The sequence below is a fragment of the Flectobacillus longus genome (genome assembly GCF_030056705.1).
Taxonomy (GTDB): domain Bacteria; phylum Bacteroidota; class Bacteroidia; order Cytophagales; family Spirosomataceae; genus Flectobacillus; species Flectobacillus longus.
This window is the reverse complement of sequence record NZ_JASHIC010000024.1, coordinates 115,969-129,846: the sequence shown is the minus strand read 5'-3', so window position 1 is coordinate 129,846 and position 13,878 is coordinate 115,969. Positions and strand designations below refer to the sequence as shown.

At 38.0% G+C, this 13,878-nt stretch carries 10 protein-coding genes and 1 tRNA gene; all 11 read right to left on the bottom strand.

The annotated features are described in order from the left end of the window. Position 1: 1 nt before the first annotated feature. Positions 2 to 1,978 (bottom strand): TlpA family protein disulfide reductase, encoded by a 1,977-nt coding sequence (locus QM491_RS18155; RefSeq protein WP_283328966.1) that lies wholly within the window; start codon positions 1,976 to 1,978, stop codon positions 2 to 4. Between the two features lie 14 nt (positions 1,979 to 1,992). Next, positions 1,993 to 3,192 carry an aspartyl protease family protein gene (locus QM491_RS18150; protein ID WP_283328965.1) on the bottom strand — a complete coding sequence of 400 codons (1,200 nt, stop codon included), beginning with the start codon at positions 3,190 to 3,192 and terminating at the stop codon, positions 1,993 to 1,995. A gap of 48 nt (positions 3,193 to 3,240) precedes the next feature. Beyond that, the gene (locus tag QM491_RS18145) at positions 3,241 to 4,629 is read right to left on the bottom strand and encodes a RagB/SusD family nutrient uptake outer membrane protein (RefSeq protein WP_283328964.1); all 1,389 of its coding nucleotides are present in this window, start codon (positions 4,627 to 4,629) and stop codon (positions 3,241 to 3,243) included. An 11-nt stretch (positions 4,630 to 4,640) separates the two neighbouring features. Next, a complete protein-coding gene (locus QM491_RS18140; protein WP_283328963.1) occupies positions 4,641 to 8,246 on the bottom strand; it encodes a SusC/RagA family TonB-linked outer membrane protein in 3,606 nt (1,201 codons plus the stop codon). A gap of 6 nt (positions 8,247 to 8,252) precedes the next feature. Then, positions 8,253 to 9,263 (bottom strand): FecR family protein, encoded by a 1,011-nt coding sequence (locus tag QM491_RS18135; protein ID WP_283328962.1) that lies wholly within the window; start codon positions 9,261 to 9,263, stop codon positions 8,253 to 8,255. Positions 9,264 to 9,622: 359 nt separating this feature from the next. After that, positions 9,623 to 10,222, bottom strand: a complete 600-nt coding sequence (locus tag QM491_RS18130) for an RNA polymerase sigma factor (RefSeq protein WP_283328961.1) — start codon at positions 10,220 to 10,222, stop codon at positions 9,623 to 9,625. 175 nt (positions 10,223 to 10,397) lie between these two features. Further along, the gene (locus QM491_RS18125) at positions 10,398 to 11,231 is read right to left on the bottom strand and encodes a mechanosensitive ion channel family protein (RefSeq protein ID WP_283328960.1); all 834 of its coding nucleotides are present in this window, start codon (positions 11,229 to 11,231) and stop codon (positions 10,398 to 10,400) included. 62 nt (positions 11,232 to 11,293) lie between these two features. Then, on the bottom strand, positions 11,294 to 11,845 hold the full coding sequence (nusG, locus tag QM491_RS18120; RefSeq protein ID WP_095161148.1) for a transcription termination/antitermination protein NusG: 552 nt from the start codon (positions 11,843 to 11,845) through the stop codon (positions 11,294 to 11,296). 67 nt (positions 11,846 to 11,912) lie between these two features. Next, positions 11,913 to 12,104: a preprotein translocase subunit SecE gene (gene secE, locus QM491_RS18115; RefSeq protein WP_095161147.1), complete on the bottom strand. Its 192-nt coding sequence runs from the start codon at positions 12,102 to 12,104 to the stop codon at positions 11,913 to 11,915. Positions 12,105 to 12,270: 166 nt separating this feature from the next. Then, positions 12,271 to 12,341: transfer RNA gene (locus QM491_RS18110), tRNA-Trp, on the bottom strand. A 285-nt stretch (positions 12,342 to 12,626) separates the two neighbouring features. Beyond that, positions 12,627 to 13,814, bottom strand: a complete 1,188-nt coding sequence (gene tuf, locus QM491_RS18105; RefSeq protein ID WP_283328959.1) for an elongation factor Tu — start codon at positions 13,812 to 13,814, stop codon at positions 12,627 to 12,629. Positions 13,815 to 13,878: the final 64 nt, after the last annotated feature.

Genomic DNA, 13,878 nt, shown 5'->3' with positions numbered 1-13,878 from the left:
GCTATTCTGCTTTTTTGGTTAATTCAATCATTGCCGAAATTTCATCTGCCAAACCCGTTGCACTTCCTTTGAAACCTACAGTGATAAAACGTAGTTTTCCGTTTTTATCAATAATCAGTTTTTGAGGAATACCCGAAATCGTAAATGCCTTACAAATGCGTTTGAACACTTCGTCATTTGCTTTTTCATTTGGTAACTTATTATCAAAAAGCACAGTAAAAGGATAGTTATTGTCTTTGATATATTGCATAATTTCCTGTTTGTAGTTAGGAGAACGTTCTTCTGTATCAACAAAGAAAAACACTACATTCGGGTCATTTTTATATTTTTCTACCGCCAATTTCATGCCGGGGAAAGACGCTTTACAAGGTACACACCAAGTAGCCCAAAAATCCATCACGATTGTTTTTCCTCTCAAATCTTTAAACTTCACTGTCTTTCCTGTGCCATCCTTCATCGTCCAATCAGGCAGGGCTTTATTAATCATAATAGACTTTAGCTCATCTAATTCTTTGGTTGCCAATTCAGGATTTTTAAGTCCAGAGACATAAGTGTCAAAGCCATTTTCAGAACCTCTTGCACGGATATAGTCTTTTTTCAATAAATCCAACATTTCTGGTGAACTCTGATTTTCGTAAATACTTTTCACCAACACTTCCTGTAACAAATCATATTTTTTGAAATGGTCTAATAACAAAGCCTGTTCGTTATTGAGCATAGCTGATTTGAACATAAAATGTTTCTGAGCTCGATTGGCTAAATCCATTGCCTCCTCAAAGTTGCCTGTATTGCGTAAAATACCGATTTGAGTAAGTACCAGATTCTGGTTAAAAATCTTTTCATACTCTACAGCCCATTCATTCGGTGACAGATACCAATATTCAACAGGGCGTTGATTTTTGAATGACTCCATTCTTTTGACCATTGCTCTAGCAGGAGCCAACAACTGTGAATCATCAACATCCTTTCTTTTATGCGCAATATCGATGCACTTATAGTAAAGTGTTGGGATACTCACCGCTGGCAACTCAGCACTGAGGGCTTCCAAACAAGCATAATCTTTTTGCATCATCGCTTGAATAGCCATCGACAGATACACATTGGTATAGTTTACCATTCGTTTTTCATTGAATGTATAGTCTGCATCACGATAAGGGAACTGCTTCAAAAATGCCTTACACAGTTCGATTTTCTTTCCAAAATCACGTTCAAAATTAAGTTGTTGATAGGCTTTCAATCGTGCCAAATCACCCGATGGATAAGTACTCAAAATAACTTTTTCCAAAGAGTCAGAAGTTGTTTTATCATTTAATGGATGTTGATAAATAGACAATAGTCTCATCAAATTCTGTTCAGTAGGGCTTTTCTTCAAAAAAGCTACCACACGATTCACTCTTGGCAAAGATGGTTCACCTTGCATTTTGAATAATGCTTGACAGAAAGGAACCGAAAGTTCTTCACTAGCCTCTTTAGGATGGAAACTAATTTCTTGATTTAGCCAGAAATACACCGCAGAGTCACTAATATTCTGTTTTTCTAAGTAGTTCTTTACTCCGTAACCAAAGTTTGCGGCACGCATAAGTCCCCAACCTGCATATCCTCCCGGAGCAAATCGCCCTGTATCATCAATCAACATTTGAGTAAATGAAAAATCATTATTGGTATCCTCTAATTCTCCACTTTTAAACTTTACGCTCAACATGCCACAAGTATTTGATAGCTTAATATTAGCTTTCCAGATCCCCTTTTCTTCCTTAAAAGCTAAATCATTTACCTGCCAAACATAATTTTCGTAGGTATAAACAACAGCCTTAATATCTTTTTTCCCTGCCAAAGGCGACCCTTCAGGATTATAGGTAATCGTAATTTCTTGGCCAGGTTTTGCACGAAATGGCTCAAATTTCACCCTAGAGTTAGGGTCTTGAGCAAACAACACTTGAGCAAATAGTAGGATAAATCCTAGGAGCATCTTTTTCATGGAGAGCGTAATTTTTAATTGTTGTAAAAAGCGATGGTTTTTGTAGGAAAGTTGATGACTGTCTTATAAAGTTGTAGAAATGGCGTTCCCAACAATCCTTGGATAGGCAGTTGATGAGAAGCGTCCACATTAATTTTGTTTTCGGTCATAGCCATAAACATATCTTTAAAAAGTAAGGATTCTAATTTGGCCTCGGGCAAATAGCCCGTAATACTCTTTTGAGTGCTACCTTCTGCTCCACCTACATTTTCGGTCATAACCTCTTCCAACAGCGGACTAATTGCCGAGCTATAGGGCTGATATATCACATTGGCATTAGCGCCACAATCGATACCCAACTGGTATGTTTTTCCATGAATCGTTAGAGGTATAATTGGAATATGTCTTTCTTGAGAAAAAGGAATACTCAACAAAGCTTTGGTAAGTTTGGGTGATTTTTCTAAAGTCAGTAATTGATTTTTGTAGTCAAAAGTTACGACATAGTCTTTCATCCATTCATAACCTAATAAGCCCAAAAAGGGAAACTCTGACTTCTCCATAGGAGACGAAACCAGTGTTTTGTTGGAAATTTCTATCGTTCCTATTTTCAGATTATCCACATTTGACAAACGAACATCTTTCATCGAACCATTCAGTCCAGAAAAAGAAGTGAAGGGATTCCCTTGAATTTTGGAAGCATATTGACGATTGAGTATTACCACAGGACAACCACTATCGAGCTGAAAATAACCTTTTTGACCATTGAGTTCTGCCTCGATAAATATCAATCCATTACGCATATTAAAAGGTAACGTAACCTTTTCAGGAAAAATGCCTGCTAAGATTGGCATTTCTGGTTCGGGGATTCTTGCCGATTTGATAATCCCGAGTTCTTTCACTTTTTCCTTTCCAAAAACAAAATAAGGATGCCCCTCTTTATTGTCCTGATATTTTACGTCAAGTTGTACTTTTGTCAAAACACCATTCGCCTCTTGGCTTACGATTTTATAACTAGCAATAGCGACGTATTTTTCTAAAATGGCTGGCAGAATAATGGCATTTTGCCCTTTGGGTAAATTGGCGATAGTACAACTGTCGTCTACCATTGTGAGCAATAGAGGAACATTCTTTTGATTAATTGCCATAATCAAGGCTTCCACTCTTTCGGGAATTGTTTGAGCATACAAGGGACAAAAAGCCGAAATTCCCAAGATGCCAATAAGTTTGCGTAACATAATTTGGGGTAGTCAGAGTGCCACAAAGACACTCTGACTGATTCATTATTAAGGATTAGAAACGAGTTCTGGATTCATTTTAGTAAGATATTGTGCAATTGGTAACACATATCGTTTACTGTCTGGAGCTAAAGTATAAGTTACGCCATTGAATGTGCGAGTGATTGTTTTTTGGAACAATGGCTCACTTTTCAAACGACGCATATCCCACCAACGAAGCATACGGAAACAAAACTCACGACGGCGCTCATTGATTACTTTTACCAAAGCATCATCATTCGAGGTAGCTGTCAAAGGTGTATAGGCTGTTGACAAAACACGATTTTTACGAAGGTTATTAACCCATGTCATCGCTTGAGCAGCCTGTCCAGCTCTTGCCAAAGATTCTGCTTTGATGAGCATCATTTCGGGTACAGACGGACCAAGGTTTCTGTTTTCTCCTGTGATAATTTCACGGTAAAAATAACGCCCTGTATAGGTTGATGACACACGAGAAGCTGGCACAGTAAATAGATTGTAACGTTGGTCATTGGCATCGAAAAGCGACAATAAATCGTCACTTAAGCGCATAGCTGTTGGCGTGTAAGCGCTCGTTCCGTAAGAAGCAATTTTTGACAATAAAATTTCAGGGTCATTAATGCGCTTAGGAAAAGTACTTGTTGCTGTCATGGTAGCCATATTATTGAGAGTACTTCTCAATGCCAAAGCACTATCAGCATACGCTTCCGCCATTTTGTAGTTGCTCATATACAAATAGGTACGAGCCAACAGTCCATACGCCGACGGTTTAGATGGCAAAGTATTATATTGTTGCGTAGCAAGCAGATTAGGCAATGCTTGCTTCAAATCTGCAATAATCTGCTGATAAACTGTTTCGACACTTGCACGATTTAGACTTTGAGAAAACGTTTGGGTCAATAAAAGCGGTACTCCCAAGTCACTCGATGCTGTAGTGGTATTATATGGTTTGCCATATTGGTTTACCAATGTCAAGTACGCATCTGCACGATGTACTAAGGCCTCCGCCGTTAGTTTTGCCTTATCTGTTTCAGGACCATTACTCGTAGGCAGTTCGCTAATAATCGTATTCGTTCTGAAAATACGAGCATACATGGTATTCCAGTCGGTGTCATTTTCATAACTTGTACTCAGTGGAAAAATATCATCTTGCCATGTATAGGTATTTTTATAATAGCTATACGAAATGTTTAACAAACTCGTCTGCTGAGCGGCATCCACGATGGCTATATCATCGCTAGCCAAATCACCTAGGATAATCCCTGTTTCGTAAGCCGAAGTATTATTGAGTAAGTAACGGTAATTGGTTACATCTTTTGGTACCAAGCTCCCTTGTGTTTTTATATCCACAAAGCTTTCACATCCACCTGTAAACAATCCTAGGTTCACAAGGCTAAAAAGTATTGCTATCTTTTTCACGACTTTATTCATTAGAAGTTTACGTTAAGCGAAGCTGTAAATGATCTTGATGGTGGTAATCCCAATGTTGTACTAGATAGTGGACTAGCGAATACAGGATCAAAACCTTCTTTATTTTTTGTCCAAATCAATCCGAGGTTACGTGCAGCAACTCCCAACGAAGCAGACTTGATACCCAATTTTTCTAAGATTTTTGGTTCTATTTGATAAGTCAATGAGATTTCACGCAAACGCACATAATCACCAGGCAATACATTAATATCAGAATACTGATAGCGGAAAAGACTCAAAGAAGCATAAATTCCTGCCATTCCTGGTACATTGGTGGTTAGCTCATCTCCTGCTTGTCTCCAACGTTTGGCAATATCCGCACTCAAATCATATTTCAAACCTGTATTTCGAGCTGTACCAGGATACGCCGATACCGAAGGTTTTATGAACACATTTCCAAAACTATAATTGACAATGGTATATAACGAAAATGCCTTATAACGCAACGTAGCATTGAACGACCCAAAATAAGGCGCTGTTAGTCGACCTACATACTTGAGAGCATCGATGGAAGTGATTGACTGGCTTGCAGCTACTTTTTCACCTTTTTCGTTAAAAATTTGCGTCATGCCCGTCGCATCCAAGCCAGCAAATTGATATACCATTAACTTATCTGTTGTATATCCTTTAATCCATGTTTGACTAATTGGATTAGATAAAAATGAAGAAGATGGTACAAAACGTGTATCGGTTACGACATTGGTGTTATAAGAAAACGTTACCCCAGCTTGGATACCCCAATTGTCTTGACGCACGGCATCGCCTCTAAGTGCTACCTCGAGACCATGACCTGAAAGTGAGGTGGTATTGCGTTTCAACGTGTTGACACCGTAAGTGGGATTTACAGGAAATTCATAAATGATATTTCGACCTTCTTTATTATAAATGTCGATACTACCACTCAGACGTCTGTTGAATAATCCAAAGTCTAAGCCGAAATTGGTTACATAAGTATTTTCCCAACGCAATGTTGGATTGGCAGGATTCAAAATATCGCCGTAAGGATTGGTCGTTGTGAAATCAGAGCCTGCTACATACATACTTGTAAATGGATACATATCTGTAGCGATATTACCATTTACTCCATAAGTTGTTCTTACGCCCAACGTATTTATCCAAGAAACCCCTTTCAAAAACTCCTCTTGGTCGGCATTCCACTTCAAGCCTGTTGACCAAAGCGGGGTAGCACGAAACTCCTGAGCAAGTCCAAAATTGTTATAGTCATCATAACGAGCACTTCCTGAAAGCACGTAGCGATTTTTAAAAGTGTAAGAGCCATTAGAGTAGTAAGACAAATAACGGCGTGTTTTATCACCTTGCGTTGGTGAACCTCCTAATGAAGAGATTCCTCCTATTGCTGTTGTATAGGTCGAAGCATAATTAACATTCTGAGCAATACCTGTTTGCATATTATACCCATAGAGCGTCGCACTACCTTGTCCTACATTTGTCTCACGAATCTCAGCACCAGCTATAGCATTTACTTGGTGTTCTTTTCCAAAACTTTCGTTATATGCCAACTGCCCTCTCAAACTGTAATTATTGAGTTGGGTATTGGTTTGTTGCAAAACGCCTCCGTTTGGTACAGCATTTACCAATTGCCCAGCAGCATTTGCTACTGTCGACATATTGATTAAATCTCGTGTATAATAAGTATCTGGCGAATTATAGATTTTACTCAATGAGAATGTTCTTTCATTACTATAAAAACCTATCGCTGATAATCCTTTAAAAATGGGTACTGTTACATTTACGGTAGCTAAATAGTTATTATCATAAGCTGTATTATTTACAAAATCTTGTTCGTCAAGGTAATTATATCGCCAAGGCATATATCCTTTGGCTTCTAGTCCACTTAGATAGCTACTGTAATAGTTTCTTGAATATGATACTCGATTGCCATTATCATCTATCAATTGATTATAAGGCATAAATATGGTTAAGCTAGGTGAAAACAACGTTGATAACCCAACGGCTCCTTGTTGGTAATTGAACAATGACGCTTTGAGATTGGTAGCAATCGTTACTTTGTTAAAAACTTTGAAAGTATTATTCATAGTCAAAGTCATACGCTCGCCTTTTGTTCCTACTGTCGATGGTTGTTCTTTACTGTATGACAAACCATAATAGTAGTTCGAAACATTACCTCCTCCCATAATCGAGAAGTTGTATTGCTGATTGGCCGCAGGCGTCAGAATATACTTTGATACTTGATCTAAGCCATTCGTTTTTGTACGCAAATCGTTAATAGCCGCATCGTATGCCGTTTGCGAAAGCCTTCCCGCCTTCAACTGTAATGTCAAATCTGTTGCACGACTTACGGTTTGAGGAAACAACGTTGTCGTAAGAGGATTTATCAACAATCCTTTATTTGCAATTTCCTGTTCGTAATCAATAGTTTGGTCAACGGTCATCAATTTGAGGTAATTCAAACGAGGACGTTCACTTGACATAAAATCAGCAGAAAAGCTAACTTTAGGCGCTTGATTGTTCGAACCTCTCTTGGTAGTAATAACAATTACGCCATTGGCAGCTCTTGTTCCCCAAATAGAGGCTGCTGCTGCATCTTTAAGAATAGTGATATTGTCGATGTCTCTTGGATTAAAGGTTTTCAAATCCAAATCTGTAATAGAGCCATCTACGACAATCAAAGGCATTTTTTCTCCAGAGTTGGTTGTCACACCACGAATCAACATATTATAATCAGATGCGCCAATGGTACGAGTTCCACCATTAATTGAATAGCGAGTGTTGTTATAAGTAAATGTGTTATCTCCTGAATAGGTCTGTACATCCAAACCTGGCACTAGTCCTTCTAATCTTTGGATAACATTCGGTACTGGGATTTTTTCTAAATCTTTAGCACTCACACTACTAAAAGCACCCGTTGCACGCTCTTTAGGTAATGACTGATAACCTGTACTAACTACAGCTACCTCGTTCATCATCTTGCTTGCTTCGGCTTCCATCTGTATGTTTAGAGTTCCGATACCTTTAATGGTCAACTCTTTTTCCTTATAACCTACATAAGTTACCACTAGCTTATCGCCAGCTTTCATTCCCGAAAGATTGTATTCACCACGCTCATTGGCAGTAGTACCTTTTCGAGTATCTTTTACCCAAACATTGGTCCAAGGTAATGAAACACCATCAATGCCTGTGATAGCTCCTCTAAGAATCAAATCTTCATCTTTATTTTCTTGAGCTTCAATGGTAGTTGGCGCATTTGCTCTTGGGGGTTCGGCTGGAGTTTCGGGATTTTTGAAAAACCGAGCATCACGGGCTACAATACTGTACGAATTGCCACTTACGTACAAGAAAAGTAGGTTATTAGGATATAAAATATCCTTCAATATCTCTTCAACTGAGGAGTTATTCAATGCCGATGCTTGGGTCGTTTTACCATTTAGTAAATTGTGTTCATAAGCAAATTTGGTTTTAAATTTTTTCTCTATTTGAGAGATAGCATCCTTCAAAGGAATCGTTTTTTGCTGACTAAAAGCAATAAAGTTCAGGAGTACCAACAATACGCTGGTGCCCAGTATTTTCGAAATCGAATGTTTCATACGATGTTACCGTGATCTTAAATAAATGATTCTTCCTTCTTTATAGATATTTACGTTTAAGATATTGGATAGGGTGTAAAGGATAGTCTCCTCGCTATTGAAGGCTATAGTTCCATCAATTTGCTTGGACGCTAGGGTTGAGTCTTCTAGAATGACTTTGTATCCGTAGGTATCTTCGAAGTTGTCAATAATCTGTCGTGCAGTCAGACCACTTACAACCATATTTCCTTCGAGCCAAGCCTCGGGCACGTTCCGAGTTTGTTCTAGGGTTTGTTTTTGCAAAATGCCATTGTAACGGACAATCTCTCCTGGCTTCATGATAATAGCCTGAGACTGATTTTCAGCTTGCACTCTAATCTTACCCCTCAACAACGCAATCTGAACTTGTTGGCGACGCTGTTTTACATTAAATTCTGTACCTAAGACATCCACCAATATTTTGCCTGCATGCAGGCGAAACTCTTCCTTGTTTTGGATATGAGTGGGGTCGGCATTCAAATGTTTTACATTCAAATACACTTCCCCACTTACCCACACTTCACGTTTGTTTTGCCAAGCCCAAGCTCGATGGTAACTAATCGAGGAGTTGGCATTTAAGGTCACTATACTATTATCGGGCAAGGTGATTCTTTTTTGCTGTGCATATTCGGTCGAAATAGTAATCATTGATTGTGCATACCAACCGATTCCTATCGCTATTGTCAACATAGCTGCTGCGGCAACCGAAGCAACTCTTACCCATTTGATAATTTTATTTCGTTTTTCTTGTTGTCCAATACTCGTCTGAATATCTGCAAATAGGCTTGCGCCAAAATCTTTCGCTGGCTCAATGCGTTCAGCGGTCAATACGGTTCTTAATATCAACAATGCTTGTTGATACGCTTTCAAATTTTCGGGCTGGCTTTTTTGCCATTCTTCCCACTGTTGACGTTCTTCTTCTGCACCTTCTTTGACCCAACGGATAAAACCCGCATCACTCAAAAAATCTTCCGTAGAATATGTATTGTACTTTTCCATCTATTGCCAGATTTATTTGGCTTCTATATATACAAACCGAATAATTTTTGCCATTACCCCATAGAAGCCAATTTTTTTTCACTTTTTTTTAATATTTCTGTAACTATTTATTTAAAATCAAGATAATGAACTGATAAACAGAAAGTTAACGATTTATTTCTTTTCTCTTTTATTTAAAATAAAAATGTCTTAAGAAGCACTGTTACAGAATGTTACATAGCTATGTGCATAAACAGAGTAGAGATAGCTTCATCATTTACTCAAAAATATGAGACAAGCACTGATAACAGAGATATGATTAATTGAAAATGACTTTTAATTAGTAGAAAATAGATGAGCATATCGTCTCAAAAGCGTTCTTAGAGAATTCCTTTGAGACGAAGAAGTAGAATAAGACTGATAATACTTGAGTTTGGCATATCCAAAATGCCACGTAGGGTTTCCAAAGCACGGCTATTGAGCTTGTACACCCCTTTTACCGAGATGTCCATCATGGCTGCAATCTCGTTGTATTCCAATTCCTCGAAATAACGTAAATAAAGCACCTCCTTTTGTCGAGGGCTAAGTTGATTTAAAGCCTGAAGTACCTTTTGAGCTTGTTCATCTGTTTGTTCAAGCTTAGTAAGTTCTGTTTCTGCATTAAAAGTGATATGAAAAGATTCGGCCTCTTCCATATCCACATAATACAGGTTGCTTTTCTTAGTAGTTTGGTTGAGGATAAAGTTGCGGAGTGACGCCAGCAAATAATAGCGAATATTATCTGTCGTGCCTGTTGTAGTACGATTCATCCAGAGTTTTACAAACAAATCATGTACATAATCGCGAACGAGTTCTTCATTTTGCAACTTACGCATCCCATACTCGTAGAGGGCTTTATAATGTTGGTTATAAATAGCCTCAAAAGCCTCTCGCTCCCCTGTTAAAAAGGTTTCCCATAAGTATGTATCCTTGGTTTGCATCAAAACTTCTTGGTGATTAGTTATCGTAGTATTACAAATTTATAAAAAAACTAAGTCTATCCTCTATGCTACATTTTACCAAAATATAACTTACCCTATTAAAATAAGTATTTATACCGATAAAAAACAAAAGCCCCTTCGTGCTTTTGAGTTCACGAAGGGGCTTTTGTTATAATTAGCCAATACTTTTTACTGTAATTATAGGATCAGGGAATTGAATTCCGACACTATCAAATTGTTTTTTGATATGTTCATTCATAAAATACTGCGTTTTATCTAAGTCGGTGGCATTTACCCACAATTTCACCTCCCAGACAATAGCGCTGTCGGTAAGTTTACCAACTAGTATATCATTATTTTTATCTTTTTGCACAAAAGAACATTCCTCTATTACCGCTCTAATAGCCTTTCGAGTAGCATCTATGTCATTGGACATCGCCACTTGAAATTGCATATCCAATCGAATAATTCCTTTTCTTGAAATATTCACTACTGGCGAAGTGGATAGGCTCCCATTGGGTAATATGATGGTTCGATGGCTCGTAGTACTGATCACTGTATTAAAAATCTGAATCGATTCTACGTAGCCAGTATAACCATGAACAGTTATCAATTCTCCTACTCGGAATGGTTTAAAAACTAAAATAAGTACTCCTCCAGCAAAATTTGACAAGCTTCCTTGCAAAGCTAAACCAATAGCTAAGCCAGCTGCACCGAGTGCTGCAATAAAAGAAGATGTTTCGATTCCTAAAATGCTTGCACAGCTCAACACGAGCATGATATTTAGAGCTGCTCTTACCAACGAAGCCAAAAAAGGTTGAACGTCTGGATCGATACTTTCTAAGCGCATTTTAGAATGCATTAAGCCAATCGCATTCTTAATCAATAAACGTCCTATCAAAAACAACAAGAGCGACATAAATACCCTTGTTCCATACTGAAGAAGTACGGGCCATACTTTATCCTCGAAATTGGTCAAATAATTATGGGCTAAATACATAAAGTTCATAGCTGTAAACAAATAAAGCGTCCTTGCAACAAGGACGCTTTAAATACGAAAGTCAAATATTATTATTTCTCTACTTGAGAGTAATTTAGTTCAACTGGAGTATTACGGCCAAAGATTTTAACCATAACATTCAATTTCTTCTTATCGTCGAAGATTTCTTCTACTGTACCTTCAAAAGAAGAGAATGGACCATCAATAACTCTGATAGTTTCTCCTTTTGTAAATGACAATGTTGCTACTTCTTCGATTGGAGCAACCTCGTCGATTTTTCCTAAGATACGCTTAATTTCGCTTTGACGTAAAGGTATAGGTGTTTTAGACGTTTTACCATCATTCCAGCTCAAAAAACCAATTACACCTGGCATTGAAGTAATAATGTGTGAAACCTCACCATATTTAATATCTGCTTCTACGAAAACATAACCAGGAAATAAAGTTTTTTCACGAACAATTTTCTTACCGTTACGAATTTCGTAAGTCTTTTCAGTAGGTAACATCACTTGAGGAACGTACTCTGTAAGACCTTGTCTTTGCACCTCGTTCTCAAGATATGTTTTTATCTTTTTCTCCTGTCCTGAAACTGCTCTCAAGACATACCAATTAGTTTCTGCCATCTTTAATAATGATTTCTTTGAGATTGAGAACAAAATCTGTTTGTAAAAGAACAGTTCGTCAGCTCAATTAGAATGACTGATAGAACAACTCTAGACCAGACTTGAACAAAAAGTCGATAAGACCAACCACAAGAGCAAAAATCAAAGAAGCAACCAATACTAGCGTAGAGCTTGCTTGCAATTCACTAAACTTTGGCCATGTTACGTTTTCTGTAACTTCAGTCCAAGAATCTTTAAATAATTGTGTTAACTTATTCATGTTCTTTGTAATGTTATGAAGCTACGAGCTTTCTTTGGTTTGCTTTTCGCTTGTAAAAAGTGATGCTATCCTTTATAAACTTTAAAGTTCCGAATTCTAGCTTAAAATTCCGACTAATTTAAATAATTAATCTGAAACTCGAAACTAAAAATCGGAACTTACTTTGCACGGGCACCAGGACTCGAACCCAGACCGAAGGTTTTGGAGACCTCTGTACTACCTTTATACTATGCCCGTATTGTTTGGAATGCAAAGGTAGCAGTTCGATTCTGCATTTCCAAGCACTCAGTATAGGTTTATTTAATATTTTTTCTCTTTATTTTCAAAAGAGCTTTTAATAGCTTGTCTTTCAAAAGCTTAAGACCCTATTTATTCTTTCTAAAAAAGAGTTTTAGCATCCTAACTGACTCTATATGTGTGAAAAATACTTATTATTTCAGGTAATATCTATTCATAAAAGGCCTATAAAAACGAAAGGCACTGTCTTTCGACAGTGCCTTTCTAATATGGTTAATCTTAGGATTAGTCTAAGATTTCAGTTACCTGACCAGCACCTACAGTACGTCCACCTTCACGGATAGCGAAACGAAGACCTTTGTCCATAGCTACTTTGTTCAACAATGTAACGTCGATAGTCAAGTTATCACCTGGCATACACATTTCGATACCTTCTGGCAACATGATTTCACCTGTTACGTCAGTTGTACGGAAATAGAACTGAGGACGGTATTTGTTAAAGAATGGAGTGTGACGACCACCTTCTTCTTTAGACAAGATATAAACCTCAGCTTTGAATTTAGAGTGAGGCTTAACTGAACCTGGCTTACAAATAACCATACCACGACGGATAGATTCTTTGTCAATACCACGCAACAACAAACCTACGTTGTCTCCAGCTTCACCACGGTCAAGGATTTTACGGAACATTTCAACCCCTGTTACAGTAGATTTCAAGTTCTCAGCACCCATACCTAAGATTTCAACTGGATCACCAGAGTTGATAACACCAGTTTCGATACGACCTGTTGCTACAGTACCACGACCTGTAATCGAGAATACGTCTTCAACTGGCATCAAGAATGATTTATCGATATCGCGTTTTGGAAGTGGAATCCAGCTATCTACAGCATCCATCAAAGCTTCGATAGTAGCAACCCATTTCGGCTCACCGTTCAAACCACCCAAAGCAGAACCTTGGATTACTGGAATGTTATCGCCATCAAATTCATAGAATGACAACAATTCACGGATTTCCATTTCAACAAGTTCCAACAATTCTGGATCATCAACCATGTCCACTTTGTTCATGAACACTACCAATTGAGGTACACCTACTTGACGAGACAAAAGGATGTGCTCGCGAGTTTGTGGCATTGGACCGTCAGTTGCAGCAACTACGATGATAGCACCGTCCATTTGAGCAGCACCAGTTACCATGTTTTTCACGTAATCGGCGTGACCTGGACAGTCAACGTGAGCATAGTGACGGTTAACAGTTTGGTACTCTACGTGAGCAGTGTTGATTGTGATACCACGCTCTTTTTCTTCAGGAGCTGAGTCAATTGATGAGAAATCTTTCTTTTCAGCAAGTCCTTTTTCTGACAACACCTTAGTGATGGCAGCAGTCAAAGTAGTTTTACCGTGGTCAACGTGACCGATAGTACCAATGTTTACGTGAGGTTTACTACGGTCAAAATTCTCTTTTGCCATGATTATTTAGTTCTTAATTAGTTTTATAAAAAGAATGAAAAAATTGATACCTTTCAACTTCCAA